The organism is Nonomuraea sp. NPDC051941 (assembly GCF_044593615.1).
This window is the reverse complement of the sequence record NZ_JBIUCF010000038.1, coordinates 77,738-103,508: the sequence shown is the minus strand read 5'-3', so window position 1 is coordinate 103,508 and position 25,771 is coordinate 77,738. Positions and strand designations below refer to the sequence as shown.

The following is a 25,771-nucleotide window of genomic DNA, read 5'->3' as shown; positions in this document are numbered from 1 at the left end:
TGGTTCCCATGGACGAGACACCGACGGCGCGCACCCTCCAGCTGTTGTCTCTGCTTCGGAGCGGCGGCGACTGGCCCGCCGCGGACCTGGCGCAACGCCTCCGCGTGAGCGTCCGCACGGTGCGTCGTGACGCTCAACGTCTGCGAGAGCTCGGTTACGACGTGCGAGCCCGTCCCGGCCCCGGGAGTGCTTATCGGCTCCATCCCGGTGTCAAGATCCCACCGCTGCTCTTCACCGAGGACGAGATCAGCATGATCATCGCCGGTCTCCGCGTGCTCGAGGCCTGGGTCCCCGACGACCCGGCCACATCGGCGGCGCTGCTCAAACTCGACCAAGTGCTCCCACGAAGGCTGCGTCGGCGGGCCGCCGCCACAGCCCTGGTCACCGAGGTCCTGCAACAGCCTGCGGCCGTCATCACCTCCGCCACGATCGGCGTCCTGGCCGACGCCGTCGCCGACAACACCCGGGTGCGGTTCCGATACACGGACCGGAACGGCGACCGATCGGAGCGCCTGATCGAGCCCTACCGGCACATCCTGCGGAATGGGCGCTGGTATCTGGTGGGTTTCGACGTGTGCCGAGCCGATTGGCGACTGTTCTGTATCGACCGCGTCCGCGACCTCACGCCCGTGCCCGGTGACTACGAGCCGCACACCTTTCCCGACCTCTCGATCGAGCGCTGGCTCACCAGCGACTTCGGGCGCGCCACTCCTACCGGGACGCGAACCGAATAGCCCGAGGCCATGTCCGGGGGATCGGGGACGGCCAAGGAGGGTGGTCCTTGGCCGTCCCGTGGTGTCATCTCAGGGCGTAGGCCCGGTTGACGGTCTGGGTGGTCGAGCCGCCCGCCGTGTCCGACGCCGTGACCCGCAGCGACACGAACCCGCTGGTCCGCGCCAGGGCGGGATGCGTCAGCTCCACGCGGAACCGCCCGTCGCCGTGCTTCCTGACCCGCGTCGCGGCCCGCCAGGTGGCCCCGTCGTCGACCGAGAACTCGACCGTGACCTGGTTGACGGCGGCCGCCCGGCGCACGGCCGAGTGCGCGCCGGCGCGCAGGTCGAACGCGAACGGCTCCCCGGCCGGGGCCCGGTTCAGCAGGTCGAGGGGCAGGTCGTAGGTGACCTGGACGGCCGGCTGGAACGCGCACCCCGCCCCGAACGAGCACGCGTACCCCCGGGGAGCCCCCGAGGACGGCGGCGGGGAGGAGGCGAAGCGCGCGGTGGTCGTGACCTTGCCGGACAGGGTGCGTCCCGAGGTGTCCACGGCTTCCACACGGTAGGACCCGGCGGCCCCGGTGAAGAATCGGGGGCGCCAGCCCTGCGGGGCCAGCTCCTGATCGGCCGCGAACAGCCGGGGCGCCGAGGTGACCGGGCTCAGATCGCTGTAGTGACGAGGATCGGAGTCGCGCCACTGCTCGAAAGGTACGAACCGGTCGGAGTCCCGGCACAGCGCGCACGGCACCTTGACCGGGTACCCCGACGGCACGTCCGCGGCGCCGGGCACCAGCGGCGCCTTGAACCACTGCTCGGAGACCCGCCGGTCGTCACCGGCGAACCGGTCGTCGGAGTGCAGGACCAGCCCGTCGTTCGTGATCGTGCGGGACCACACCACGTCGTCGGACACGGGCCCGAAGTACTCGGTCCGGGTGAGCGGCATCCGCAGCGACCCGCCGTACGCCATCCGCCCCGGCTCCTCGCCGGCCGTCGACTCGCCGTACTCCCAGCCGCTGGTGTCCGGTTTGTCGGCATGGTAGGCGGCGTCGATCCGTACCAGCCGCCCCATGTCGACCTTGACGGGCCGCGCGGGCACCCGGCCGCGCGAGTCGAAGCGGAGGTGGTAGATCGCGCCCGGCCCCGCGTACGGTTCGAGCCGCAGCGACACCGGCCCCTTGGCCAGGGCGGACCGCAGCGAACGCCCCTCGGCGGCGTCCAGCCCCAGCCGCAGGGACCAGCCCTGCGGCACGCGGGCCCGCCCGCCGTCCACGTCGAGGAAGCCGATGACGCCCGCCGCGCCGCGCAGGGAGGCCTCGCGGCCGGCGTCGTCCATCTGGACGCTCGCGTTGACGTAGCCGCTCTCGACGGGGATCCCGACGAGCACGATCTTGCCGGAGACCTCCACCCCTGAGAAGTCCTCCGGCCGCCCCCTTCCGACCGAAACGACGGGGTAGGACGTGGTGGAGGTCAGCCTGCGCTGGGCCTCCACGTCGTACGCGGGATGCAGGGCCAGCCCGCCCGCGGTGGCCGAGGTGAGCATGGGGGGCTCCAGGTTCCACTGGTGCGACAGCCGCACCTTGCCCGCCTTCACCGAGGACACCGGCGTGACGAACAACTGCTGCCCGCCGCCCTGGACCCCGCCGTACAGCGAGACCGGCTGGCTGCGGTCGGTGAACGTGCGCACGTAGTACGCGTTCCCGCCCCCGTCCAGCGCCTTCGGCGTCCTCGGCCGGATCGGCGCCGTCCTGCGCGCGTCCAGGGTGACGGTCCGGTCCCCGTCGAGGTGGACGTTCTCGATCACCCAGCTCGTACGGTTGCTGATCCGGGTCTCGTTGGCGACGCCGATCACCTCGTAGTCCCCGGCGGGCAGGGAGAACTCGCCGTTGCCCGAATAGTCGGTACGCAGGTAGTAGTACCCGTACGGGTTGAACGGGTCCTCCGGGCTGTTCGCCCGCTTCAACGGGATCGCGTACACCAGGGGCTCGGCCTGGTAACCGGGGAAGAACTCCTTGGTCCCGTACGAGTTGACCAGCGACACCCCCAGCCGGTGGGTGGCGGGACCCGTGTAGTAGCTGAACGGCGTCACCAGCCGCACGTCGCCGCCGCTCGCCGTCACCCAGCCCCCGTACGCGCCGATCGGGCCGGCCGACGGGTCGGCGGTGACGGAGACGGCGGCGGTGCCGTTCGCGGGCACCGTGACGCTCCGCGCGCCCAGCCTGACCGCCTTGTCCGGCGCGGGCCTGCCGCTCCAGCCGCGGGTGACGAGCGAGACGGCCAGCGTGACCGGCTCGGAGCCGAGGTTGCGGTACGTGACCTGCCTGGTGGCGGGCTTGCCGAGGAGCCGGAAGTCCACCACGGAGGTGGCGAACACGCTCTGGGTGACGGCGCGGGCCACGTCCACCCGGCCGCTGCCCTGCTCGAACCAGTTGTGCCCGTCGTTGCGCACGGCCGTCGAGGTCAGCGCGTCACGCAGCTCGGCGGCCCGCCAGCCGGGATGCTGCTGGGCCAGGATCGCGGCGGCCCCGGCGACGTGCGGGGTGGCCATGGAGGTGCCGCTGAAGATCGTGTACTTGTCGTCGCCCGGGATGCCGGGCAGCGAGGAGTCGGCCGAGCGCGCGGCGACGATGTCCACGCCGGGGGCGACGATGTTCGGCTTGACGGCGGCGTCGTCCAGCCGCGGCCCCTTGCTGGAGAAGTCGGCCAGGGTGGTGCCGGTCTCCTTGTCCACCGCGCCCACGGCCAGCGCCTCGTCGGCCGCGGCCGGGACGCTCACGGTGAGCGGGTCCTCCTCGTTCCCGGCGGCCGTCACGAAGAGCGTGCCGTACTTCTTCGTGAGCTCGTTCAGCGCCTGGCTCATCGGGTCGGTGCCGTTGCCGCAGCAGGAGCCCAGGCTCATGTTGACCACGTCGGCGCCCTGCGCGGCGGCCCACTCCATGCCGGAGATGGCCCACGACCAGTCGCCCTGGCCGTTGTCCGCGAGGATCTTGCCGACCAGCAGGGACGCGGCCGGCGCCACGCCCTTGTACGTCGGGCCGGAGCCCGCGATCGTCGAGGCGACGTGCGTGCCGTGTCCGACCTTGTCGGCGATGCCGGCGGAGTCGGAGAAGTTCTCGCCGGCGAGAATGCGTCCGGCGAAGTCGGGGTGGGCGGCGTCGATCCCGGTGTCGAGGACGGCGACCTTGACCCCCTTGCCGTCGAACCCGCGCTCCCACCCGGCCGGAGCGCCGATGAGGGGCACGCTCTTGTCGAGCGAGGCCCGCGTCTTGCGGTCCAGCCAGATCTTGGAGATCGCGCCGCCGGTCAGTCTGGCGCCGGTGTTGAGCCCGGCCCAGAAGTCGTCGGCCCGGTCGGCGCGTACCGTGAGCGCGGCGCCGTTGACGCTGTCGAGCACCCGTACGTTCTCGCCGGCCGCCAGGGACTGGGCCGATCTGGCGAGCGCGGCGGGGGCGGGGTCGCCCGGGTAGGTGACGAGCAGCGGGATCGCCTCGACGCGCCGGTCCCGCGCCAGCGTCTCGACGTCGAACAGCTCCTCGTCCAGCGTCCCGGCGGCGACCATGGGGGCCGCGTCGGAGGGCAGGACCAGATATCCGCCGTCCTTGCCGGGCAGCGTGGCGAACGTGACGTCCGCGCCGTCGGGCCTGGGCGCCGGCCTGATGGCGATGGAGGGGACGCCGCCCTGCGACGGCGCGTACTCGACGACGTCGCCGGTGATGAGGGTGAGGGTGAGGGTGACCCGGGCCGGCTGGGTCTCAGCGGGCTCGGTGACCGCGGCTGCCGCCTGGTGGAGCGGCGCGAGCCCGGCGGCGAGCACGAGCGCCGAGCCCGATAACACCGCCGATAACCGCGTGTGAAATTTGGACAAGTTGTGCCCTTTCGGTTGAGCGAGAGCACTTTCGGGAGCGCTCCCAAATTCTCCGAGAAGGGCCAGTATCCATCAGATGATCACACCGGGCTCTGGGGGGTCCGAGCCCGGTGGATCGAGCGGTCAGGTGCAGGTGGCGCCGTTGAGGGTGAAGGCCGCCGGCTTGGACGTGTTCCCCGTGTGGGTGGCCTGGAAGCCGAACGAGGCGGACGCGCCCGGGGCGACCGTGCCGTTGTAGCTGACGTTCCTGGCCGTGACCTGGCCGCTCGCGGGCGAGATCGTGGCGTTCCACGCGGAGGTGACGCTCTGGCCCGCGGGGAGCGTGAAGGTCAGCGCCCAGGAGGTGAGCTGGCTGGTGCCGGTGTTGGTGATCGTGACCTCGGCCGTGAAGCCGGTGTTCCAGGAGTTCATCGCGTACGTGACCCGGCATGCCCCGGTCCCGGGCGTCGGGGTCGGAGTCGGGGTCGGAGTCGGCGTGCTGCCACCGCCCTGGTCAAGGCCGAAGAACGCGATCGCCGCGGCGGCCATCCCGCTCATCGGGACGTTGTGGCCGACGCCCTGAAGGCTGATCGCCTCGACGGGGGGCGTCGTGCCGGTGCCGCCGTACCTGGTCCTGTTCCAGCCGGACCGCGGTTGGTCGGTGCTGCTGGGCGTCTGGCTCAGGCCGTGGACGTTGGTCCACTGCTTGATCTCCTCCTGGAAGTTCGGGTACTGCAGCGTGGTGTCCGCGGTGCCGTGCCACACCTGCATGCGCGGGCGGGAACCGCTGTAGCCGGGGTACGCGCCGCGTACGAGGTCGCCCCACTGCTGCGGCGTCTTGCTGACCTGGCCGTTGGCGCAGGCGCTGTTCCACATCGACCCGTCCGTGGTGGCGAAGCAGGCGAACGGCACCCCGGCGAACGCGGCTCCGGCCTTGAAGACGTCGGGGTAGTCGCCCAGCAGCACGTTCGTCATCATGGCGCCCGACGAGGCCCCGGTCACGAAGGTGCGGTCGGGGTCGGTGCTGTAGCGCTGCTGCACGTACCTGACCATCGAGATGATGCCCACCGGGTCGCTGCCGCCGTCGTGCCGCAGCGCCTGCGGCGAGGAGACGTCGAAGCAGGAGCCGCTCCTGGTCGCGGACGGGTAGATCACGATGAACTTGTACCGGTCGGCCAGCGAGGCGAACTCCGTGCCGGAGTAGAAGGCCGGACCCGATCCCGTGCAGTAGTGCACGGCGACCAGGAGAGGTGGTCGGGTCCCGACGCCGTCCGGGACGTACAGGTGCATGCGCAGGTTTGTCGGGTTAGTGCCGAAGCCGGTCACCTCCGTCAGCTGTGCCGACGAGGCCGGTGGCGCGGTGATCAGCCCCGCGACGATGAGCGTCACGGCGGCGATCAAGGCACCCACGATCCGAGCTCTCACGTTCATCGGGTTCCTCTCGTTCGCCTGAAACATTGCGAGTGTGAAGAGAAACTTTCACCGACGCAATCGTTGCTGGTGATGAACTGTCAGGTTGGCTAGGTGACCTGCGGCTAAGGATGAGGGCGGGTTGGCGGGGCGTGAAAGTTTCGGGCGGGCATGGCGCAAAAGAAATTTTCTAAACATGTGCCTAGGAAGAAAATAAATTCCCGAATCATCTTGACCTTGCCCGTTGACCATGGGAAAGCTGGGACCGGAGAGCCAAAGGTGAAAGGACCCCGATGGTCACAGTCCGCGCCTTCGCGTCCGGTGACGAGGTCTCCCTGGTGGACGCCTGGAACCGCAGCATGCCGGCCGATCCCGCCACCTCCGCCTGGTTCCGCGACTGCGTGTTGCTCGACCCCAACTTCGACCCCGAGGGCCTGCGCGTGGCCGTCTCCGACGGCCGGGTGGTGGGCTGCGCCTACGGAGTGCGCCGCCTGACCCCCTTGGCCCCGGGCACCGACCTGGAGCCGGACACCGGCTGGATCCCGTTCTTCTTCGTCGTCCCCGAGCAGCGCGGCGGCGGGCTCGGGAGGCGGCTGGTGGGCGAGGCGCTGGCGTTCTTGGAGCAGGTCGGCCGGACGAAGGTCGATTTTTCGTCCTATACGCCGAACTATGTGCTCCCCGGGGCCGACTCCGAGCTCTACCCCGACGGCTACCGGCTCCTGAACGGGCTCGGCTTCCGGACCCTGTACTCCCCGGTCGCCATGGACCGGACGCTCGTCGGCTACGTCACCCCCGACGAGGTACGCGAGCTGCGCGCCGAGCGCGAGAGCGAGGGGTACGTCTTCCGCAGCCCCACCGACGGCGAGCTGCCCGAGCTGATCCGCTTCGCGGCCGACGCTTTCAACCCCGACTGGGGCGAGGCGATCCGCCTGCACCGTGACCCCCGACGCATGGTCATCGCGAAAAAAGATCAAATAATGGGATTCGCGCTGTACGCGGCCTACCGCGGTATCCCCGAGCGCTTCGGCCCGTTCGGCGTCGACCCCGAGCAGCGCGGCACCGGCCTCGGCAAGATCCTCCTCCATCTCACCATGACCATGATGCGCGCCGAAGGGCTCCACTCGTCGTGGTTCCTCTGGACCGGCGAGGCGAGCCCGGCCGGCCGCCTCTACACCAAGGCGGGCTACGAGATCACCCGGCGCTTCCACGTGATGAGGAAGTCATGACCCACGTCCTGGCCATCGGGGCTCATGCGGGCGACCTGGACCTGACGGCGGGCGCCGTGCTCGCCCAGCACGTCCTGCGCGGCGACCGGGCCACACTCCTCCACCTCACCCTCGGCGAGCGCGGCCACCCCCGCATGCCCGTCCCCGCCTACGCCAGGCAGAAGCGCGAGGAAGCCGAGACGTTCGCCGAGCGGATCGGCGCGGGCGTGCGCTTCCTCGACTACGAGGACGGCCTGCTGCCCGAGGACGAAGAGGTCAAGCTGCGCGTCGGCGACCTGATCAGGGAGCTGCGCCCGGACGTCATCCTGACCCATTGGAGCGCGTCCATCCACAAAGATCACGCTCGTACCCACCGGATCGTCGAGGACGCCCGCTTCTACGGCGGGCTCAAGACGCTTGAACGCGAGCACCCGGCCTACTGGGCGGGCGAGCTCTACTACGCCGACAACTGGGAGGACGCCGAGGGCTTCGTCCCCGACGTGTTCGTCGAGCTGACGGAGGAGGCGTACGAGCTCTGGTCACAGGCGATCAGCGGGTACGCCTACGCCAGAGGCGAGACCTACGGCTTCCCGTACGTCGAGTACTACCGCGCGCTGACGATCGTGCGCGGCGCACCAGCCGGATTCGGCCGCGCTCAGGCCTTCGCCGCACCGAAGGGCTCGCGCGACCTCCGGACGAAGTATTTCGGAAAGGCCACCCCCCAATGAAACGCTGTCTGGCAGTACTCCTCGCCCTGGCCCTCGCAGGCTGTTCGAGCAGCGGCGGCCCCACCGGCAAGAACAGCACGAGCGCGCCCCCGCTGGTGATCCACGCCGTGGACGCGGGGACGTTCCAGGAGGACTTCAACCCGTACCACCTCGAAGGCGTGAACTTCGGCACGAGCGGGATGATCTACGAGACCCTCATGTACTTCAACAAGCTCAAGCCGGGAGAGATCGTCCCGTGGCTGGCGCTGAAGTACGAATGGTCGGACAAGGGCAAGTCGCTCACGTTCACCCTCCGCCCGGGGGTGAAGTGGACCGACGGGCAGCCCTTCACCGCCGACGACGTGGCCTTCACCTTCCAGATGCTGAAGGACCACGCGCAGCTCAACACGTCCGCGCTGGAGATCAAGGACGCGCGGGCGCTGGCTCCGGACAAGGTGCGCGTCGACTTCAAGACCACCTCGTACGCCAAGCTCTACAACATCGCCGGCGGCTCGCCCATCGTGCCCAAGCACCTGTGGGACAAGCAGCAGGACCCGGCGACGTTCACCAACGCCAAGCCGGTCGGCACCGGGCCGTACAAGCTGTCGAAGTTCTCGGCGCAGCTCTACGAGATGGAGAAGAACCCGTCCTACTGGCAGCCGGGCAAGCCGGAGGTGCCGCTGCTGCGCTTCCCCGCGTACACGGCCAATGCCCTGCAGACGGCGCTCCAGCAGGGTGAGGTGGACTGGGCGGGCGCGTTCGTGCCGGACATCCAGAAGATCTTCGTGCAGGGCAAGCCGGAGCAGAACAAGTTCTTCTTCCCGCCGGAGGGCCTGGTCTCGCTGCTGCCGAACCTGACCAACCCGGTCCTGGCCAAGCCGGAGGTACGGCAGGCGATGAGCCTCGCCATCGACCGGGACAAGATCGTCAGGGTGGCCGAGCGCGGCTACACCAAGGTCGCCCACCCGACCGGCGTGCCGATGCCGGGCGGCCAGGCGTACGTGCCGCCGCAGTACAAGGACGCCGCGTTCCAGGTGGACGTGGCCAAGGCCAAGGAACTGCTCAAGGGCGTCAACCCGGCCGACCTGAAGTTCACGCTGCTGGTGCCGTCGCCGTTCACCGACTGGGTGAACGCCGCCCAGCTCATCAGGGAGGACCTGGCCAAGGTCGGCATCACGGTCGAGACCAGGGGCGTGGCCTTCCAGGACTGGGTGTCGAAGGTCGGCAAGGGCGACTACGAGCTGTCGATCAGGGGCGCCGAGGCCGGCCCGACCCCGTACTTCCAGATGCGCTTCATGCTCTTCGGCGGCCTGGCCAAGCCCGTCGGCGAGGCCGCGAGCGGCAACTACGAGCGGTGGAAGGACGCCGAGACCGACCGGCTGATCGAGGAGTACGCCGCCACCGACGACCTGGCCGAGCAGCAGAAGGCCACGCAGGGGCTGGGCCGGATCATGGTGGAGAAGCTGCCCCAGCTGCCGCTGTTCTACAGCCCGGGGTGGGCGCAGTTCCGGACCACCAAGTATGTCGGCTGGCCGTCGGAGCAGGATCCGTACGCGATGCCGTCGCCGTACACCTCGCCCGACGCCGCGGTCGTGCTGCTGCACCTGAAGCCGGCCGTCAAGTGAGGTTCCTGGCCCGGCGGCTCGGCTTCTACCTGCTGACCGCCTGGGCCGCCGTCACGCTCAACTTCCTGATCCCCCGGCTCATGCCGGGGGACCCGGTGGAGCTGCTGGTGGCCCGGATGAAAGGCAACGTCGACCCGGCCGCCATCGACGCGATGCGGCGGGCGTTCGGTATCAGCGACGCGAACCTGTGGCAGCAGTATCTGGACTACCTGGGCAATCTCGCACAAGGGGAGCTGGGCCGCTCGATCACCTTCTTTCCCGCCGAAGTGTCCACCGTCATCGCCGGCAGCCTGCCGTGGACGGTCGGGCTCGTCGGGGTCGCCACCCTGATCAGCTACCTGATGGGCACCTCGCTGGGCGTGCTGATGGCGTGGAAGCGGGGCACCTGGCTCGACGGGGTGCTGCCGGCGGCCACGTTCATGCACGCGGTGCCGTACTTCTGGGTGGCGCTGGCGCTGGTGTTCGTCTTCGGGGTGACGCTGCAGTGGTTCCCCGTGTCGAGGGCGTACGGGCTGGACGTGATGCCCGGCTTCACCGGCGAGTTCGCCGGCAGCGTGGTCTACCACGCGGCGCTGCCCGCGGTGACGATCGTGGTCGCGTCGATGGCCGACCGGATCCTCGGCATGCGCAACGTCATGGTGACCACGCTCGGGGAGGACTACGTGGTGATGGCCGAGGCCAAGGGGCTGACCTCCAGGAGGGTCATGTGGGCCTACGCCGCCCGCAACGCGATCCTGCCGAACATCACCAGCTTCGCCCTGTCGCTCGGCTTCGTGGTGGGCGGCTCGGTGCTGACCGAGATCGTCTTCTCCTATCCCGGGATCGGGTCGATGCTCCTCAAAGGGGTGGAGAACGAGGACTTCCCGCTCATGCAGGGCATCTTCCTCGTCATCTCGCTGGCCGTGCTCGTCGCCAACTTCCTGGCCGACCTGGCGTACGTGGTGCTCGACCCGCGTACCAGGCAGGAGTCCGAATGAAGATCAAGATCGGCATCGGCATCCTCGTCTTCTTCACGCTGATGGCCGTGCTCGGGCCGCTGCTCATCGGCGCCGACCCGGCCGCGACCGGCGACGACGGGCTCCAGGGTCCGTCGGCCGCGCACTGGCTCGGCACCACGCAGACCGGGCAGGACATCCTCACCCAGATCGTGTACGGCGCCCGCGTCTCGATGGGCGTCGGCCTGCTGTCGGCGGTCATCGCCAACGTGATCGCGGTCGCGGTCGGCCTGGTCGGCGGCTATTTCGGCGGCGCGGTGGACGAGGTGCTGTCCGTGCTCACCAACATCTTCCTGGTGCTGCCCGCCCTGCCGCTGATCATCGTGCTGGCCGGCTACCTGCCGCAGCGCGGGGTCGCCTCCGTGGCCGTGGTGATCGCGGTCACCGGCTGGGCCTGGGGCGCGCGGGTGCTGCGGGCGCAGACCCTGTCCGTACGGCGGCGCGACTTCGTCCAGGCCGCGCGGGCGAGCGGCGAGGGGGCCCTCCGGATCGTCTTCTTCGAGATCCTGCCCGTGCTGCTGCCCGTCATCGCCACCAGCTTCCTGGCCACCGTGGTCGCGGCGATCCTGGCCGAGGCCGGGCTGTCGTTCCTCGGCCTGGCCGACCTGTCCACCGTGAGCTGGGGCAGCATGCTCTATTTCGCGCAGAACGGCCAGGCGCTGCTCATCGGGGCCTGGTGGTGGTTCATCCCGCCCGGCCTGTGCATCGCGCTCATCGGCACCGGGCTCGCGCTGGTGAACTTCGGCATCGACGAGATCGCCAACCCCCGGTTGCGAACGGTCAAGGTGAAGGCCCGCACATGAACGTCCTGGAGATCCGCGACCTGAGCGTCGACTACCTGTCCGGCAGCGGCACCGTGCACGCCGTCGCCGACGTCTCCCTCGACCTGCGCCGCGGAGAGGTGCTGGGCCTCGCGGGGGAGAGCGGCAGCGGCAAGTCCACGCTGGCCAACGCCGTCGCCCGGCTGCTGCGGCCGCCCGCCGCGATCACCTCGGGCTCGGTCGTCTACCGCCGCCAGGACGGCTCGTCCGTCGACGTGCTCGGGCTCGGGAAGAGCGAGCTCAGGGCCTTCCGCTGGAAGGAGCTGGCCGTGGTCTTCCAGAGCGCCATGAACGCCCTCAATCCGGTCAGCACCGTCGGCGCCCAGATCGACGACGTCCTGCGCGTCCACGTTCCGGGGATGTCGCGCGGCGACCGTACGGAGCGGGCGGTCGAGCTGCTGCGGCGCGTCGGCATCAGTGCCGACAGGCGGCGCTCCTACCCGCACGAGCTGTCCGGCGGCATGCGGCAGCGCGCCGCCATCGCCATCGCGCTCGCGCTCAACCCCGAGATCATCATCATGGACGAGCCGACGACCGCGCTCGACGTGGTGGTCCAGCGCGACATCCTCCACGAGATCAGGGAGCTCAGGCAGGAGTACGGCTTCGCGGTCGTGTTCATCACGCACGATCTGTCGCTGCTCATGGAGATCTCCGACCGGATCGCCATCATGTACGCGGGCCGGGTCGTGGAGACCGGGTCCGCCAAGGCCATCCACAGGTCGCCGCGGCATCCGTACACGCTGGGGCTGCTCCGCTCGTTCCCGCGCCTGCACGGGCCGCGCGAGGAGCTGCTGGGCATCCCCGGCAGCCCGCCCGACCTGAGGTCGCCGCCACCGGGATGCGCGTTCCACCCGCGGTGCGGGGTGGCGGTGGCGGCGTGCTCCTCGGTCATGCCCGAGCTCGAAGGCGACGTCGCGTGCCTGCTGAACGGCGGCCGCGGTCTGGAGGACGCGTCATGATCGTCCTGGAGGGACGGAACCTCACCAAGCACTTCACCGCGGCCCGCGGTCCCCGAGGCCGCTTCGGCAGGCGGCCGCCGGTGCGGGCCGTCGAGGAGGTGTCGATCGCGCTGCGGGCCGGGACGGTGTCGGCGCTGGTGGGGGAGAGCGGCTGCGGCAAGAGCACGGTGGCGCGGCTGCTGGCGCAGGTCTATCCGGCCACGTCGGGCGAGGTGCTGCTGCGCGGCGAGCCGGTACGCGCCCACCGCGGGGCGGCGTTCAGGGACTTCCGGCGGCAGGTGCAGCTCATCTTCCAGGACCCGTTCGCCTCCCTGAACCCCTTCCACCGGGTGCGTTACCACCTGGCCAGGCCGCTGCGCATCCACGGACACGTCCGCTCGGACGCGGAGGAACGCGCACAGGTCGCCGAGCTGCTCGAACGCGTCAGCCTCACGCCGGTCGAGCAGTTCATGGACAAGCTGCCGCACGAGCTGTCCGGCGGGCAACGGCAGCGGGTGGCCATCGCGCGGGCGCTGGCGGTGCGGCCCGTCGCGCTGATCGCCGACGAGCCCGTGTCGATGCTGGACGTGTCGATCAGGCTCGGGGTGCTGCGGCTGCTGGAGGGGCTGGCAAGGGAGAGCGGGCTGGCGCTCCTGTACATCACGCACGACATCGCCGGCGCCCGTTACTTCGCCGAGGACATCACGGTCATGTACGCGGGACGGCTGATCGAGAGCGGGCCGAGCGAGGAGCTCACGCAGTCGGCGCGGCACCCGTACACGCGGCTGCTGCTGGAGTCGGCGCCGGATCCCGACCGGGTGGCGGCGCCGGAGGTCACGCGGCACGGCGAGCCGCCGAGCCTGATCGATCCGCCGGGCGGGTGCCGGTTCCATCCGCGCTGCCCGGTGGCGCTGCCGGTGTGCTCGGAGGAGGCGCCCGCGCGTACCGCGCTGGGGGACGGCCACTGGACGCACTGCTGGCAGGTGGAAGCGGCGGCTCAGGCGGAGAGATAGGCGCGGCGGCTCAGGTGGGGCGGTAGCGGGCGGCGAGTTCGGCGGCGGTCGTGGCCATGCGGTCACGCAGCTCGGCGGGGGCGAGCACCTCGGCGTCCGTGCCCAGCCGCAGGAACTCGGCGAGCGCATGCTCGATCGACTCGATCGGCACCGTGACCCGCGTCCAGCCCTCCTCGTCGGGCGGCTGCGCGCTCTCCCTGGCCGCCGCCACCACGCCGGGGGTCATGAGGTTGGGCACCCGTTCGACGCCGCGTGGCGACAGCCGGAGCACCGCCTCGCCCCGCCGCAGCCGGGCCTCGAACTCGGCCAGGTACTCCTGCCAGTAGGCCGCCAAATCGAAGCCGTCCGGCCTGGTGAAGCCCTCGGGGAGCGGGTGCAGGTCGAGGATCTGCGAGACGCGGTAGGTGCGCACGTCCTCGCCCGCCCGCGCGACGAGATACCACCGCCCGGCCTTGACGACCAGCCCGTACGGGTCCAGCCGCCGCTCCACCTCCTGGGGCGCCTTCCAGCGGCGGTATCTGACCTGGATGCGGCGCTCGTTCCAGACGGCGTCGGCCACGGCGGGCAGGTAGGTCACCGGCTCCTGGTCGCGGTACCAGGTGGGCGCGTCGAGGTGGAAACGCTCCTGGATGCGCCCGGCGCGGTCGCGGAGCTCGACCGGCAGCGCCGCCATGAGCTTGAGCTGCGCGGCCGTGACCACCGCGCCCAGCCCCAGCTCCGCCGCCGGACCCGGCAGTCCAGCCAGGAACAGCGACTCGGCCTCGTCGGTCGTCAGCCCGGTGAGGCGGGTGCGATAGCCGTCGAGCAGCTGGTAGCCGCCCTTCGGGCCTGCGTCGCCGTACAGGGGGATGCCGGCGGAGTGGAGGGACTCGACGTCGCGGTAGATGGTGCGTACCGAGACCTCCAGCCGCTCGGCCAGATCCTGCGCGGTCATCCGGCCGCGCGTCTGCAGGAGCAGGAGGATCGAGACCAGGCGGGAAGCACGCACATTCACTGACACTACCTGTCAGTGACCACGGCCTAGCGTCGCCCGCATGAACGATTTCGACTTTCTCGCCGGCCACTGGAACGTCGACAACCGCCGGCTCGTGAAGGCGCTCGCCGACAGCGACGAATGGGACGAATTCCCGGGCCGTTCGGTGGCCACCCGGCACTTCGACGGGGCGGCCAGCTTCGACGAGATCACGTTCCCGACCAAGGGGTCCAGCGGGCTGACCGTGCGCGTGTACAACCCCGAGACACGGCAGTGGGCCATCTACTGGGCTAGCAGCACGAGGGGCACGCTCGACAGCTCGCCCATGGTGGGCGAGTTCGAGGGGGACCGGGGCGAGTTCTACGGGGAGGAGGCGTATGAGGGCAGGCAGGTGCGGTGCCGGTTCATCTGGACGGTGCTCGGCCCGGACGCGGCCCGCTGGGAGCAGGCGTACTCGGCGGACGACGGCCTGACCTGGGAGACGAACTGGACGATGGACTTCAGCCGGGCCTAGGCGCCGGAGCGGGCCCACAGGACCGCCGCCACCGCGACGGCCGCGATCAGCAGCACCAGCGATCCGGCCACGATCGCCCACCACCAGGCCGATTGAGGCGGCTTGGTCTCGTAGTGGGACACGTCGGGCAGCATGTCCGGCGTGTAGGGGAGCCGCTGCGTGGAGGGCGGATCCTGCGGACGCCCGGGCCGGGGCACGCGCACGGTCGGCGGAGCCGGGGGTGGCGGCACGCGCACGGTCGGAGGGCCCTGCGGGGGCGGGTGTCCGTGCCGCGGCGGCGGGACCTGTCCGGGAGGTCCCTGCCGGGTGGGCTGGGTCGGGAAGGGCGGGCGGTGCCTGATCGTCTGGTGGGGGTCCTGGCCCTGCGGGTCAGGTTGCTCTCGAGTCATGATCTCCTCAGGAGCCGCTGCGGAGAGTGGGGGCGTGCCCTCCCATTGTCACACTTCGCCGGGGGACCCGTCCCGCGGGTTCGTCAGCTCTGGCCCTGACCCTGGCCGTAGGGCGGCTGCGGCGGGTTCTGCCAGCCGGGCTGCTGCTGGTACGGCTGCTGCGGATAGGGGGGTTGCTGCGGCCAGCCGGGGCCCTGCGGAGGCTGGGCGGGCTGGCTCGGCTTGCGCCGGGCCACCACGGCCCAGATCAGCAGGGCGGTGCCGCCCGCGTCGAAGAGCAGGGAGACCAGGCTGGTGACGGTCACGGTCGTCTGAATGTCCGTCGACGAGGTCATCTGCGGGAACAGCACGTACGAGCGGAAGATGTTGAACAGCAGTCCCAGCAGAAGCAGGATGCAGCCCGCCATGCCGATCATCGCGGCCGAGCCGTGCTCGCGCCGGGCCATCGCGGTCATGACGACGCCGAGGAGCAACAGGATGCCCATCACGCCAAAGGTGAGGATACCGGCGATCGTTGATATCACAGGGAACTCCGTTCGAGGCCAAGCCGGACGCGACGACGCTACGGGGATTCGCGCAGATCGTCCAATGCTCTGCTGATCGATCCCTCGTCCAGGCCACCCTGGTGGCGCACGCCGTTCAGGAAGAGCGTGGGGGTGCCGCGCACGCCGCCGTCGCGGCCGGACTCCTCGTGCAGGGCGATCCGCGCGGCGTGGCCCGGCACGTCGGACCAGGGGTCGATGCCCAGCTCGGCGGCATAGTGCTCAAGGTCGGCGTCGGTGAGGAAACGCTGGTTGTCGTAGAGGATGTCGTGCATCTCCCAGAACCTTCCCTGGTCGGCCGCGGCCTCGGAGACGATCGCGGCCGACGCGGCCCGGGGGTGTAGCGTGCGGATCGGGTAATGCCGGAAAACCATCCGTACATCAGGATTTTTCCGGAGGATCTCCTCCAGGACCGGGTGCAGTCGCCCGCAGTACGGGCACTCGAAGTCCCCGTACTCGACGATCGTGATCTTGGCGTCCTCGGGCCCGCGCACGTGGTCCGTCGGCCCGACCGGCACCGTGAGCCGGTCGGGCAGCTCCTCGGGCGGCTCGGCCTCGGGCGGCGCGCACACCCCGCCCCGATCCCAGGCCAGCCGGAAGATCACCCACCCCAGCAGGGCGGACAGCAGCGACCCGGCCAGGATGCCGATCTTCGCCTGGGCGTGGACAGGTGACCCGTCGAAGGCCAGGTCCACGATGAACAGCGCCACCGTGAACCCGATCCCGGACACGGCCGCCCCGCCCAGCAACTGCCCCCACACCAGGTTGCCGGGCAGGATCCCCCAGCCGAACCGCAGCGGGAGCCACGTGCCGAGGGAGATCCCGACGAACTTCCCGACCACCAGCCCCAGCGCCACCCCGATGGAGACGGGCGAGGTGAGGGCGGCCCGCAGGGTCTCGCCGTCGAGCCGCACCCCGGCGTTGGCCAGGGCGAAGATCGGCACGATCACGTAGCTGCTCCACGGGTGCAGGCGCAGTTGCAGCCGCTCGTTGACGGAGACGGCCCGCTGGACCCGCCGCGTGGCCTCCCTGGCGGCCCGCGCGCTCGGCTCGCTGGTGAACTCCTGCACGGCCTCGCCGGCCAGCAGCAGTTTCTGGTCCGTGGGCGCGTAGACGAAGACCAGCAGGCCCAGCGCGATGCCGACCAGCGTCGGGTGGATCCCGCTCTCGAGGGTGGCCACCCAGAGCGCGAACCCCAGCACGACGTAGGCCGGCGCCCGCCAGATCCTCAGCCACCGCAGGGTCACGATGGCCGCGAGGAGCAGGACGGCGGTGATGAGCGCGGGGATGGAGAGGCTGGCCGTGTAGAAGATCGCGATGATCATGATCGCCAGCACGTCGTCCACGATGGCCAGCGTCAGCAGGAACGCCCGCAGCGGGTCGGGGCAGCGGGCCCCCACGACGGCGAGCACGCCCAGCACGAACGCCGTGTCGGTGGCGATGGGCACGCCCCACCCGCCCGCGCCCGGCCCGCCGAAGTTGAGCAGGAGGTAGACGCCGGCCGGCACCAGCATCCCGCCCAGGGCCGCGACGGCGGGCACGGCGATGAGCCGCCGGTCCCTGAGCTGCCCGAGCCGCACCTCGTACGAGACCTCGAGGCCGATGAGGAAGAAGAAGACGGACATCAGCCCGTCGTTGACCCAGTGCCGCAGGTCCAGCGAGAAGTCGGCGTCTCCGAAGGAGATGCCCATGGGGGTGTGCCAGAACGCCTCGTAGGTGTCACCCCATGGCGAATTTGCCCAGAGCAGGGCAAGCACCGTGGCCACCAGCAGCACGGTCGTGCTGCCTGCCTCGGTCCGCAGGAACGCCCGCAACATCACAGATCTCCCCCCGAAGATCCAGCGGAGGCATCCGATCCTACGGTGTCCGGAAGAACAGATAAAACGCCGCATCCCGGGCAAGCAGGAAACCGACGATGGCAACGCCCCAGCTCAGGGCCGACGCCGCGTGCTTGCTCATCCAGGCCCGCAGCCACTCCAGCTTCGGCTCCAGCCAGGCTCCCGCCACGGCGCGCAGCCCCATGAGCGCCAGCGGCGGCAGGATCATGACGAGCACGTACGCGCCCAGCACCGGCACCCACTGCCCGACGGTCAGCCCAGCCGTGGTCATGATGCCGATCGCGGCGAGGTAGGGCACCATCGTCGCCACCTCCAGCGCCCCGGCGGTCAGCCCCAGCAGCACCATCACGCGCGGACCGCCCACCCGGGGCTCGAAACGGCGCTCGGGCTTGCCCAGCTTCGCGCGCCGCTTGGGGTCGAGCCTGAAGCTCAGCGCGAACAGCCCCACGCCCAGCACGAGCTGCACCCAGTACGCGGGACCGCTGCGCAGCACGTCGCCGAAGCGGTCCATCACCGTGGACAGCCCCAGCATGAGCGCGACCCCCACCAGGAAGTAGAAGACCGTGATGGTGGCCAGATAGATCAACAACCCGCGCGACCGTTTGGAGGCCAGCAGCAGGTAGACGGGAATGCCGAGGGTGCCGAAGCTGGTGCTGTCGACGAGGGCCAGGGCGGCGAGGGCGAGCAGCAGTCCGATGGTCATGCTCTCGATCGTGCTGGTTCGCGAGCGCCGGCTCCTCCTCCGGCGGGGTGAACCGGGCGTACATACTTCTTCGTATCGCGCCGGAGGAGGCCGGGCCGCGGACGGGCCCGGCCTCTCCCGGTTACAGGTTCCGCAGGTACGCCAGCGACGGCGCGAAGAAGTACTCGCCGCCCTTCATCGTGACCGTCTGGGCCACCTGGGCCTGCGGCGCCGACAGCTCCGGCTTGCCCCAGACCTTCGGGAACGCGACCTTGATGTCCCGATCACCCTGCCCGATCACCGGGTCGTGCCCCGTGGCCGGGTTCTCGAAGTCCGGGTTGTCGGCCCACGACTGCTGCGTGAACTCGAACTGGCTCAGCAGGCTGCCGTTGAACGCCATGAACAGCAGCCCGACCTCGCCGCTCGGCCGGGTCTCCGGCGGCGAGTCGTCCCACGGCTCGTCGGTCCGCTCCCCGTACGTCTGGCCGCGCCGCGCCATGAGCACCTCACGCCCGAACGAGCGCGGGTTCGTCTTCCTGATGTGCCCGCTGAACGGGCACTTGCTGCCGTCGTCGCCGTCGAAGGTGAAGTCGTTGGTCACCGGCCCGCCGCCCGCCTTGGGCTTGCTGGTCAGGGGCGTGCCGTCCCTGAACCGGCCGACGATCATGGCGCCGGCCCGGTCGCGGTCGGCGCCGACCAGGCCCAGGCCGTCGGCCAGCTCCTGCTCGATCGTCTTGAACGCCCGTACGTTCTGCTCCAGCTTCCGGAACACCAGGTAGCTGCCGTGGTGCCGGACGGGGTTCGGCGCGAAGGGGTCGGGCACGAGCACGTTGCTCAGCGGGAATGCCGGGTTCCAGTGCTTCTTCGGCTCCTTGTCCACCTCGTCCTTCACGAACAGCGGCTGGCTGCGGCCGTCCACGTACCCGAAGTGCTCGATGCCGTCGCCGGCGGGGTTGCGCATGCCCTGCCCGGTCTCCTCGCCGAGCAGCCGCGCGCTCTCCGGCAGCTCGCCGAGGATCTCCTCGCGCAGCGCCGCCACCGGCTCGGGCTCAGCGTCGCCGATCAGGATGACGGCGTGGATCTCCCGCTGGTACGCGCGCTCCCACGTCTCCACGGGCGGGTCGGCGACCTCGGCGACGCGGCGCTTCATGCCGTCGCGGAACACCCGGTCCTCGAACTTGCGCACGTCTTCGACCGGGTGGCCGAGGTCGCGGTAGCCGGCCTTGCTGATGCCGATGCCCACGTACGGCGTGCCGCGGCTGCCTTTCGCGTTGAAGTCGTGCACCTCCTGCAGGTGCCGGCGGGCCGACTTCATCTTGGTGGTCGCGACGTGCCGGAGGAACGCCTTTCCTTCCGCCGCGTCGTTGAACCGGACGAACAGCACGGACAGGTGCTCGCGCACGTGGGCGCGCAGGATGTTCGGCTGGAGATTGTCGAGCATCGCCTTGGTGTCCGCGTCGAGCGTGGCCGAGTCCCAGGCCAGAGGTTGTGCGTTGTTCAGGTCGACAGGCATTGCCGAGTCCCTTCCCCGTTTCGATGTGAAATCGGGCCCCCTATCGCGTCGAACGAGGAACGGCGAATCCCCCGTATTCCAACGCGCCCCACCTGTACGACTCCTGGGAACGCGAGAAGGTTTCCGGGAAAACGGTCCGGTTGCTTTCCCGATCAGCCGACGGTGAGAGCGGTACGCGCCACGCCGCCGTTCTCGCAGCGCACCGTCACCCCGAACCGGCCCGCCTTGACCGCCTTCAGGGCCGACGACCAGGTGGCCGTGGGCGCGGTGGGGCGGTTCCGGACGGTGGCGAAGGCGTTCGAGGTCACGTCACGCACCGTCGATCCGCCGCAGACCGCCGTCACCCTCACCTGCTGGCCGACCTTGGCCGCGGCGGGGGCGACGCCGACGCCCGCGTTGACGGCCGGCACGTCCCCGGACGGCTGCGTGGGGGCGGCCGTGGGGGTGGGCTTGGGGGTCGCGGTGGGGGTGCCGGTGGGCGTGGGGGCCGGGGCGGGGTTGGCCTGCCCGAAGACCACGTCCGAGCAGGAGTAGAACGCCTCGGGGCTGTCGCTGCGCTGCCAGATCGCGTAGATCAGGTGCCGTCCCTGCCGGGCGGGCAGCTTGGCGTTCATCGTGTAGAAGCCGTCCGTCACCACCGGGTTCTGCACGGTCTGGAACGGCCTGGCCTCCAGGTCCGACCACTTCAGCGGCCTGGCCGGGTCGTAGCCGTCCTTGGTGATGTAGAGCTCGAACGATCCCTTGTGCGGCGCGGTCGCCCGATACCTGAACGTGTGGGACGCGCCGCTCGCCAGGGTCGTCGCGGGCCAGTCCGCCCGAGCCTGGTCGAACCCGCGGTATTTGTCCCGCCCCGCGCTGCACAGCTTCCCGTCCGGGATGATCTGGCGGTGCCGGCCCGCCGCGTCGGCGATGTTGACCTCGTTCCAGTCGTAGAGCGGCTGGGTGCCGCCGATGGCCACGGCCTGCTTGCAGGCGGCCGACTTCGGGTTCTCCGGGCCCTCGCTGTAGCAGACCATGGTGCGGCTGGGCGGGTTGCTCATGGTGCCGTGCGCGGAGGCCGTGCCGGGGGCGACGGCGAGCACGAGCAGCGTGGGGGCGGCCAGGGTGGTGGCGACGAGCGCCTTGCGGGTGATCTGCATGTAGATCACCTTGATGCACCCGAAAGATCGAAATTTCGGGCTTAAGCGTCCTTTAAGGCTGCCTTAGCTGCTATTTCAGTACGCAGCCACACCTGCACCTGGGCCCCGCCCATCGACGACCGGTCCAGCCGCAGCCGGCCCCCCGTCGACTCGGCGAGCCTGCGCGCGATGTCCAGCCCGAGCCCGGTGGACCCGCTGCCGCTACTGCCCCGCTCCATCGCCGAGTCCGGGTCCGCGATGCCGGGCCCCGCGTCGGCGATCAGGATGCCGACGGTGTCCTGGCCCTCGTGCAGGGTGACGCCGAACGCCGTGCCCTCCGCCGTGTGCCTGAACACGTTCCCGAGCAGCGCGTCCACCACCGCCGTCAGCTCACCGGCCGGTACGGGCACCCGTACCGGAAGCGTGGCCCCGACCAGCTCCCACGGGCGCCGCTGGTCCTCCGCCAGCGCCGACCAGAATGTCAGCCGCTCGCGCAGCACCTCGGCCGCGTCGCACGACCTGGCCGCCCGCGACGGCCGCCGGGCCGCCGAGATGATCGTGTCCACCTCGCCTTCCAGCCTGGCCAGCGCCTGCCTGCCGGGCTCCGCCTGCGGACCGAGCTGGTCCAGGCTGAGCTTGAGCGCGGTGAGCGGGGTGCGGAGCCGATGGGAGAGGTCGGCGGCCAGCTCCCGCTCGGCGGCCACGAGCTGGGTGACGCGGTTCGCCATGGCGTTGAACGCGGTCGCCGCCGCCTTGAGCTCGGGCGGCCCGTCGGGGTAGACGCGTTCGCTCAGGTCACCGGCTCCCAGCGCGGTCGCGGCGGTGCCGAGCCGCCGCGCCGAGCGTACGACCCGCGCCCCGAGCCGGTCGCCGACCAGCACCGAGCCGAGCACCAGCGCCACGGCCACCCCGGTCAGCACCGCCCATGACGTGAAGACGCCCCGGTTGAGGTCGGCGGCCGGGACGAACACCTCGATCACCGCGCCCCGGTCCTCGTCCAGCGCGACCGGGCGCAGCAGCACGTATCCGCCGTCCAGTTCGACGGTGCTCGCCCTGGTCTCGCGGGCGGCCCTGGCCACCTCGGCGGCGGGCGCGCGGGAGGTGCCCTGCGTCGCGCCGCCCTTGACGTGGACGGCCAGCAGGCCGCGCCGCCCTGCCTCGGTGCGGGCCATGGCGTGCCCGAGGTCGTCGCTCCTGGTCGTCAGCGCCAGCACCGGGACCAGCGCGGACGCCTGCCGCTCGGCGCCCGCCAGCGCCCTGGTCTGCGCGGTCTCCTTGACGATCAGCGCCAGCGGCACGAGGAAGGCCAGCGCGACCATCGAGGTGACCGCGACCATCAGCACCGCCAGGGTGCGCCTCATCGGGATGCTCTCATCGGGGCACTCTCGTCGCGCGCTCTCATCGGGGTGCCGACAACATCACGCCGACGCCCCGGACGGTGTGCAGGTAGCGCGGCTGGGAGGCGCTCTCGCCGAGCTTGCGCCGCAACCACGACAGGTGCACGTCGATCGTCTGGTCGTCGCCGTACGACTGCCGCCAGACCTCGGCCAGCAGCTCCTGGCGGGTGACGACGCGGTCGGCCCGGGCGGCGAGGTAGGCGAGCAGGTCGAACTCGCGCCTGGTCAGCGAGAGCGGACCGCCGTCGAGCGCGGCCTCGCGCCGGCCCACGTCCACCTCCAGGCCGCCCACGCGGAACATCTGAGGCGCGGGCGCGGACCTGGCCCTGCGCAGCACGGCGTCCAGCCGGGCGCTGAGATGGTCACCGGAGAACGGTTTGACCAGGTAGTCGTCCGCGCCCGCCCGTAAGAGCCGGACGATCTCGGCCTCCTCGTCGCGGGCCGTGGCCACGATGACCGGCACGTCGGAGACGCCGCGGACCATGCGCAGCGCCTCGGACCCGTCCAGGTCGGGCAGGCCGAGGTCGAGGACGACGGCGTCCGGCGGGCGCTGCGAGATCTCCCTGAGCGCGTCGAGCGCGCACCCGGCGCTGCGGACGGCGTGCCCGCGCCGGCCGAGTTCGTGGATGATCGCTGATCTGACGAATTCATCGTCTTCCACTACGAGAACCGTCGCCATGCGCCCAACCGTACCGACGAACCGTACATAATTCGTCTCATGCGTCGAGCCCTTCGATACGCGGCGATCTGGTGCGGGGCGACCGCGGTGGCCGTGTCGGTCTCGTGGTTCGGCGTACGGGGTGTGCTGCGGGACGAGTTCGTGGACGACGTGGACGTGGAGCCCTTCGTCGCCCAGACGATCGCGGCCGACGAAGCCCCGCTGACCCTCACCAGCCCCAGCCCCAGCCCGAGTCGTGAGCCGAGAAAGCCGGTCAAGAGCCCGGTCGAAAGCCCGGTGCAGAGCCCGGTCAAGAGCCCCGTGAAGAGCCCGGCGAAGAGCCCCGCGCCGAGAAAGCCGCTGAAGGTGGTGAAGGTGAAGGGCGGCGAGGTGGCGTTCACGCTCGGCCCGGAGGGCTGCCGCCTGGTGTCGGCCACCCCGGTCAGCGGCTACACCGCCAAGGTCGCCCGCGCCACCGGCTGGATCAGGGTGGACCTGGTCAAGGGCGAGCACGGCACAGGGGTGTTCTGCATCAGCCACGAGCAGCGCACCGACACCTGGGAGTACTGACGAGCGGCGGCCGCCGGGCTACGGCGGGCGTGGTATCCGCACCGCCTCCCTGGGGACGATTCGCCGCCCCGCCCCGGGTGCGAGGGTGGATCACATGGACGCACTTCGCAGGGCCCTGGGCTGGCTGTCGCTGCTGTACGCGCTGATCTTCCTCTCGTTCGGGCTGCTGCACGCCGGGATCGCGTTCGGCCCGGTACGCGAGCCTGTGATCGTGCCGGCCGCGATCGTGGAGACGTTGTGCGCCGGGGCCACGTTCGCCGGGGCGTACGGCGTGCTCGCCAAGCGCGCGTGGGCGTGGGACGGGCTCATCTACGGCCACGCGGCCGCGCTCGGCGGGGTGCTGATGGGGATCCTGTCGCTCGCGCTCGGGGCGGGCCCGGCGAGCACGCTGCTGAGCTGGTATCACAGCGTGATCGCGGTCCTGCTCGCCACCGGGCTGGCGGGCTCCTTCTACGCGTCCAGAGTGCGCGGGGTTACGGCTCCAGGGTCCGCAGATAGTCGGCGGCCTCGTCGACCTGGTCCTCGGTGAACACGCGGATGCCGTGCTGCTCCAGCAGCGCCGTCGTGACGCCCTGGCCTGGGCCGCGCCGGCCGCTGAACGTACCGTCGTAGATCGACAGCGCGCCGCACGACGGGCTGCCCTCCTTCAGCACCGCCAGCCGGATGCCGTACGAGCGCGCCACGGTCAGCGCCGACCGCGCGCCCGCCAGGAACTCGGCCGTCACGTCGGACCCGTCGCTCGCCAGCACGCGGGCGGCCCCGGACAGGACGGCCGCCCCGCCCGCACCGCCCTCGATCTCGGCGGCGGGACGCGGGATCGGTAGCCCGCCCGACACCTCCGGGCAGTGCGGCACCAGCCGCCCCTCCTCGCGCCACGCGGCGAGCCGGGCGTCCGAGCTGGTCTTGGCGCGACCGTCGTAGCGGACCCGGCGGCCCATCAGGCAGGCGCTGACGAGGATCCTCTCCATGCCTTCGATCCTATGAGCGCGATCGGCACCAGCGAGACGGCCGCCAGCGCGATCGCGACGCCGAACGCGTACGTGAAGGGCCGCTCCACGCCCGTCCTGGTGAACACCTGCAACAGGACGGCCAGCACCGCCACCCCGAACGGGGAGGCGAGCCGCACCGCGATCGTGCTCAGCGTGGTCGCGGCCGGGATGGCACCCGGCTCCAGCGTCTTGAACGCGGCCGCCATCACCGACGTCGACACCAGCCCGTGCCCGAGCCCCAGGACGAACATCGGCACGAGACCCCCGAACGCCGCGAATCCCGCGATGCCCGCCACCGCCACGACCACGCCCGCCGCGCCGACGCCGCGCGGCCCCTTGCTGTCGGTCAGCCTGCCCGCGACCGGCATCGTGATCGCCGCGCCGATCCCCATCGGGGCCAGCAGCAGGCCCGCCTCCAGCGCGCTCCTGCCCTGCGCGAGCTGGCTGTAGAGGGGCACGAGCACCGTGAAGCCGAACATGGCGGCCGAGTAGCACACGAGCGCGCCCACCGCGGCGACGAACTGCCTGTTCCCGAACAACCGCAGATCCAGCAGCGTGCCCGTCGTCCGCAGCGCCCGCACGGCGAACGCGGCGACCAGCGCCACGCCGATCCACAGCGCGGGGTGCAGCGGGGAGGCCCCGTCGCCGATCTCGGACAGCCCGTAGACCAGCGCGGCCAGGCCGGGCGAGAGCACCGCGAGACCCAGCACGTCGAGCCCCTGCGGGTTCGCGCCCGATTCGCGGGGGAGCAGCAGGAACGCCGCCGGCAGCGCCACCGCGCAGAACGGCACGTTGATCAGGAACAGCCACCGCCAGCCGAGACCCTCCACGATCACCCCGCCCAGCGGCGGCCCGAGCACCGGCACCAGCATCGCCGGGAGCGAGATCATGGCCATCGCGCGGCCCATCCGCTCCTGGCCGGCCGCCCTGGCCAGCATCATCTGGCCGACCGGCAGGAGCAGGCCCCCGCCCAGCCCCTGCACCGCGCGGAAGGCGACCAGGCTCCCGACCGACCAGGCGGCGGCGGTGAGCGCGGAACCCGCGACGAACAGCGCGAGCGAGACCAGCCAGACGTTCCTGGCGCCGAACCTGCCCACGGCCCAGCCGGTGACCGGGACCGTCATCGACAGGGTCAGCAGGTAGCCGGTGACCGCCCACTGCATGGTGGCGAGCGTGGTGTGGAAGTCGCGGGCCAGGGTGCCGAGCGCGACGTTGACGATCGTGGTGTCGAGCATCGTCATGACGACGCCCAGGAGGACGACCAGGCCCGTTGTCCGGAGTGAACTTCGTACGCCGTATCGCATGTCGTACACCGTAGCA

General features: G+C 70.9%; 24 protein-coding genes. 11 read left to right on the top strand and 13 right to left on the bottom strand.

The annotated features are described in order from the left end of the window. The first annotated feature begins 8 nt into the window (after window positions 1–8). A complete protein-coding gene (locus ACIHFD_RS46220; RefSeq protein ID WP_397372306.1) occupies window positions 9–734 on the top strand; it encodes a helix-turn-helix transcriptional regulator in 726 nt (241 codons plus the stop codon). A gap of 64 nt (window positions 735–798) precedes the next feature. On the opposite strand, the gene ACIHFD_RS46215 is transcribed toward ACIHFD_RS46220, so the two are convergent. Together ACIHFD_RS46215 and ACIHFD_RS46210 are read right to left on the bottom strand one after the other, a co-directional pair. Next, entirely contained in the window at window positions 799–4,545 is a 3,747-nt protein-coding gene (locus tag ACIHFD_RS46215; RefSeq protein ID WP_397372305.1) for a S8 family peptidase, read from the bottom strand. A 153-nt stretch (window positions 4,546–4,698) separates the two neighbouring features. Continuing rightward, a complete protein-coding gene (locus ACIHFD_RS46210; RefSeq protein WP_397372304.1) occupies window positions 4,699–5,985 on the bottom strand; it encodes a PHB depolymerase family esterase in 1,287 nt (428 codons plus the stop codon). Between the two features lie 272 nt (window positions 5,986–6,257). On the opposite strand from ACIHFD_RS46210, the gene ACIHFD_RS46205 reads away from it, so the two are divergent. From ACIHFD_RS46205 to ACIHFD_RS46175, 7 genes are read left to right on the top strand one after another with little or no spacing between them, the layout of a single operon-like run. Then, the gene (locus ACIHFD_RS46205) at window positions 6,258–7,190 is read left to right on the top strand and encodes a GNAT family N-acetyltransferase (protein WP_397372303.1); all 933 of its coding nucleotides are present in this window, start codon (window positions 6,258–6,260) and stop codon (window positions 7,188–7,190) included. Continuing rightward, the gene (locus ACIHFD_RS46200; protein ID WP_397372302.1) at window positions 7,187–7,897 is read left to right on the top strand and encodes a PIG-L deacetylase family protein; all 711 of its coding nucleotides are present in this window, start codon (window positions 7,187–7,189) and stop codon (window positions 7,895–7,897) included. The genes ACIHFD_RS46205 and ACIHFD_RS46200 overlap by 4 nt, the downstream gene beginning before the upstream one ends. Next, entirely contained in the window at window positions 7,894–9,501 is a 1,608-nt protein-coding gene (locus tag ACIHFD_RS46195) for an ABC transporter substrate-binding protein (RefSeq protein WP_397372301.1), read from the top strand. Before ACIHFD_RS46200 ends, ACIHFD_RS46195 begins: the two co-directional genes overlap by 4 nt. Further along, window positions 9,498–10,478: an ABC transporter permease gene (locus tag ACIHFD_RS46190; protein WP_355204964.1), complete on the top strand. Its 981-nt coding sequence runs from the start codon at window positions 9,498–9,500 to the stop codon at window positions 10,476–10,478. The genes ACIHFD_RS46195 and ACIHFD_RS46190 overlap by 4 nt, the downstream gene beginning before the upstream one ends. Beyond that, window positions 10,475–11,299, top strand: coding sequence for an ABC transporter permease (locus ACIHFD_RS46185; protein ID WP_364265257.1), 825 nt, complete (start codon window positions 10,475–10,477; stop codon window positions 11,297–11,299). Before ACIHFD_RS46190 ends, ACIHFD_RS46185 begins: the two co-directional genes overlap by 4 nt. Continuing rightward, window positions 11,296–12,276, top strand: a complete 981-nt coding sequence (locus tag ACIHFD_RS46180) for an ABC transporter ATP-binding protein (protein WP_397372300.1) — start codon at window positions 11,296–11,298, stop codon at window positions 12,274–12,276. Before ACIHFD_RS46185 ends, ACIHFD_RS46180 begins: the two co-directional genes overlap by 4 nt. Further along, complete coding sequence (locus ACIHFD_RS46175) at window positions 12,273–13,268, top strand: ABC transporter ATP-binding protein (RefSeq protein WP_397372299.1); 996 nt, start codon at window positions 12,273–12,275, stop codon at window positions 13,266–13,268. Before ACIHFD_RS46180 ends, ACIHFD_RS46175 begins: the two co-directional genes overlap by 4 nt. Window positions 13,269–13,278: 10 nt before the next feature. Here ACIHFD_RS46175 and ACIHFD_RS46170 read toward each other — a convergent pair whose 3' ends face one another. After that, complete coding sequence (locus ACIHFD_RS46170) at window positions 13,279–14,256, bottom strand: helix-turn-helix transcriptional regulator (protein ID WP_397372298.1); 978 nt, start codon at window positions 14,254–14,256, stop codon at window positions 13,279–13,281. A gap of 46 nt (window positions 14,257–14,302) precedes the next feature. Here ACIHFD_RS46170 and ACIHFD_RS46165 point away from each other — a divergent pair, with 46 nt between their 5' ends. Next, the gene (locus ACIHFD_RS46165) at window positions 14,303–14,755 is read left to right on the top strand and encodes a hypothetical protein (protein ID WP_397372297.1); all 453 of its coding nucleotides are present in this window, start codon (window positions 14,303–14,305) and stop codon (window positions 14,753–14,755) included. On the opposite strand, the gene ACIHFD_RS46160 is transcribed toward ACIHFD_RS46165, so the two are convergent. The 8 genes from ACIHFD_RS46160 to ACIHFD_RS46125 form a co-directional block, all read right to left on the bottom strand. After that, window positions 14,752–15,144 (bottom strand): hypothetical protein, encoded by a 393-nt coding sequence (locus tag ACIHFD_RS46160; protein ID WP_397372296.1) that lies wholly within the window; start codon window positions 15,142–15,144, stop codon window positions 14,752–14,754. The genes ACIHFD_RS46165 and ACIHFD_RS46160 overlap by 4 nt on opposite strands. An 83-nt stretch (window positions 15,145–15,227) precedes the next feature. Then, entirely contained in the window at window positions 15,228–15,629 is a 402-nt protein-coding gene (locus ACIHFD_RS46155) for a hypothetical protein (protein WP_397372295.1), read from the bottom strand. A 77-nt stretch (window positions 15,630–15,706) separates the two neighbouring features. Beyond that, entirely contained in the window at window positions 15,707–17,503 is a 1,797-nt protein-coding gene (gene nhaA / locus ACIHFD_RS46150; RefSeq protein ID WP_397372294.1) for a Na+/H+ antiporter NhaA, read from the bottom strand. 40 nt (window positions 17,504–17,543) lie between these two features. Beyond that, the gene (locus tag ACIHFD_RS46145) at window positions 17,544–18,227 is read right to left on the bottom strand and encodes a GAP family protein (protein ID WP_397372293.1); all 684 of its coding nucleotides are present in this window, start codon (window positions 18,225–18,227) and stop codon (window positions 17,544–17,546) included. A 121-nt stretch (window positions 18,228–18,348) separates the two neighbouring features. Beyond that, window positions 18,349–19,719 carry a Dyp-type peroxidase gene (locus ACIHFD_RS46140; protein WP_397372292.1) on the bottom strand — a complete coding sequence of 457 codons (1,371 nt, stop codon included), beginning with the start codon at window positions 19,717–19,719 and terminating at the stop codon, window positions 18,349–18,351. Window positions 19,720–19,871: 152 nt separating this feature from the next. Then, window positions 19,872–20,858 (bottom strand): lytic polysaccharide monooxygenase, encoded by a 987-nt coding sequence (locus ACIHFD_RS46135; RefSeq protein ID WP_397372291.1) that lies wholly within the window; start codon window positions 20,856–20,858, stop codon window positions 19,872–19,874. A gap of 41 nt (window positions 20,859–20,899) precedes the next feature. Beyond that, window positions 20,900–22,198, bottom strand: coding sequence for a sensor histidine kinase (locus ACIHFD_RS46130; protein ID WP_397372290.1), 1,299 nt, complete (start codon window positions 22,196–22,198; stop codon window positions 20,900–20,902). A gap of 37 nt (window positions 22,199–22,235) precedes the next feature. Further along, entirely contained in the window at window positions 22,236–22,913 is a 678-nt protein-coding gene (locus tag ACIHFD_RS46125) for a response regulator transcription factor (RefSeq protein WP_350740650.1), read from the bottom strand. 39 nt (window positions 22,914–22,952) lie between these two features. Here ACIHFD_RS46125 and ACIHFD_RS46120 point away from each other — a divergent pair, with 39 nt between their 5' ends. Together ACIHFD_RS46120 and ACIHFD_RS46115 are read left to right on the top strand one after the other, a co-directional pair. Continuing rightward, a complete protein-coding gene (locus ACIHFD_RS46120; protein ID WP_397372289.1) occupies window positions 22,953–23,462 on the top strand; it encodes a hypothetical protein in 510 nt (169 codons plus the stop codon). A 94-nt stretch (window positions 23,463–23,556) separates the two neighbouring features. Further along, entirely contained in the window at window positions 23,557–23,991 is a 435-nt protein-coding gene (locus ACIHFD_RS46115) for a hypothetical protein (protein ID WP_397372288.1), read from the top strand. On the opposite strand, the gene ACIHFD_RS46110 is transcribed toward ACIHFD_RS46115, so the two are convergent. Together ACIHFD_RS46110 and ACIHFD_RS46105 are read right to left on the bottom strand one after the other, a co-directional pair. Then, window positions 23,936–24,430 carry a DUF523 domain-containing protein gene (locus tag ACIHFD_RS46110; RefSeq protein ID WP_397372287.1) on the bottom strand — a complete coding sequence of 165 codons (495 nt, stop codon included), beginning with the start codon at window positions 24,428–24,430 and terminating at the stop codon, window positions 23,936–23,938. The genes ACIHFD_RS46115 and ACIHFD_RS46110 overlap by 56 nt on opposite strands. Next, window positions 24,400–25,755, bottom strand: coding sequence for a DHA2 family efflux MFS transporter permease subunit (locus ACIHFD_RS46105; RefSeq protein WP_397372329.1), 1,356 nt, complete (start codon window positions 25,753–25,755; stop codon window positions 24,400–24,402). The genes ACIHFD_RS46110 and ACIHFD_RS46105 overlap by 31 nt, the downstream gene beginning before the upstream one ends. Window positions 25,756–25,771: the final 16 nt, after the last annotated feature.

What these genes read in the sequence shown, in the direction of transcription:
- ACIHFD_RS46135 (WP_397372291.1), bottom strand. Translation starts at nt 20,858, where the DNA reads ATGCAGATCACCCGCAAGGCGCTCGTCGCCACCACCCTGGCCGCCCCC.
- ACIHFD_RS46185 (WP_364265257.1), top strand. Translation starts at nt 10,475, where the DNA reads ATGAAGATCAAGATCGGCATCGGCATCCTCGTCTTCTTCACGCTGATG.
- ACIHFD_RS46160 (WP_397372296.1), bottom strand. Translation starts at nt 15,144, where the DNA reads ATGACTCGAGAGCAACCTGACCCGCAGGGCCAGGACCCCCACCAGACG.
- ACIHFD_RS46115 (WP_397372288.1), top strand. Translation starts at nt 23,557, where the DNA reads ATGGACGCACTTCGCAGGGCCCTGGGCTGGCTGTCGCTGCTGTACGCG.
- ACIHFD_RS46200 (WP_397372302.1), top strand. Translation starts at nt 7,187, where the DNA reads ATGACCCACGTCCTGGCCATCGGGGCTCATGCGGGCGACCTGGACCTG.
- ACIHFD_RS46210 (WP_397372304.1), bottom strand. Translation starts at nt 5,985, where the DNA reads ATGAACGTGAGAGCTCGGATCGTGGGTGCCTTGATCGCCGCCGTGACG.
- ACIHFD_RS46110 (WP_397372287.1), bottom strand. Translation starts at nt 24,430, where the DNA reads ATGGAGAGGATCCTCGTCAGCGCCTGCCTGATGGGCCGCCGGGTCCGC.
- ACIHFD_RS46125 (WP_350740650.1), bottom strand. Translation starts at nt 22,913, where the DNA reads ATGGCGACGGTTCTCGTAGTGGAAGACGATGAATTCGTCAGATCAGCG.
- ACIHFD_RS46105 (WP_397372329.1), bottom strand. Translation starts at nt 25,755, where the DNA reads ATGCGATACGGCGTACGAAGTTCACTCCGGACAACGGGCCTGGTCGTC.
- ACIHFD_RS46180 (WP_397372300.1), top strand. Translation starts at nt 11,296, where the DNA reads ATGAACGTCCTGGAGATCCGCGACCTGAGCGTCGACTACCTGTCCGGC.
- ACIHFD_RS46155 (WP_397372295.1), bottom strand. Translation starts at nt 15,629, where the DNA reads ATGGGCATCCTGTTGCTCCTCGGCGTCGTCATGACCGCGATGGCCCGG.
- ACIHFD_RS46205 (WP_397372303.1), top strand. Translation starts at nt 6,258, where the DNA reads ATGGTCACAGTCCGCGCCTTCGCGTCCGGTGACGAGGTCTCCCTGGTG.
- ACIHFD_RS46130 (WP_397372290.1), bottom strand. Translation starts at nt 22,198, where the DNA reads ATGAGGCGCACCCTGGCGGTGCTGATGGTCGCGGTCACCTCGATGGTC.
- ACIHFD_RS46145 (WP_397372293.1), bottom strand. Translation starts at nt 18,227, where the DNA reads ATGACCATCGGACTGCTGCTCGCCCTCGCCGCCCTGGCCCTCGTCGAC.
- ACIHFD_RS46220 (WP_397372306.1), top strand. Translation starts at nt 9, where the DNA reads ATGGACGAGACACCGACGGCGCGCACCCTCCAGCTGTTGTCTCTGCTT.
- ACIHFD_RS46140 (WP_397372292.1), bottom strand. Translation starts at nt 19,719, where the DNA reads ATGCCTGTCGACCTGAACAACGCACAACCTCTGGCCTGGGACTCGGCC.
- nhaA (WP_397372294.1), bottom strand. Translation starts at nt 17,503, where the DNA reads ATGTTGCGGGCGTTCCTGCGGACCGAGGCAGGCAGCACGACCGTGCTG.
- ACIHFD_RS46165 (WP_397372297.1), top strand. Translation starts at nt 14,303, where the DNA reads ATGAACGATTTCGACTTTCTCGCCGGCCACTGGAACGTCGACAACCGC.
- ACIHFD_RS46120 (WP_397372289.1), top strand. Translation starts at nt 22,953, where the DNA reads ATGCGTCGAGCCCTTCGATACGCGGCGATCTGGTGCGGGGCGACCGCG.
- ACIHFD_RS46175 (WP_397372299.1), top strand. Translation starts at nt 12,273, where the DNA reads ATGATCGTCCTGGAGGGACGGAACCTCACCAAGCACTTCACCGCGGCC.
- ACIHFD_RS46195 (WP_397372301.1), top strand. Translation starts at nt 7,894, where the DNA reads ATGAAACGCTGTCTGGCAGTACTCCTCGCCCTGGCCCTCGCAGGCTGT.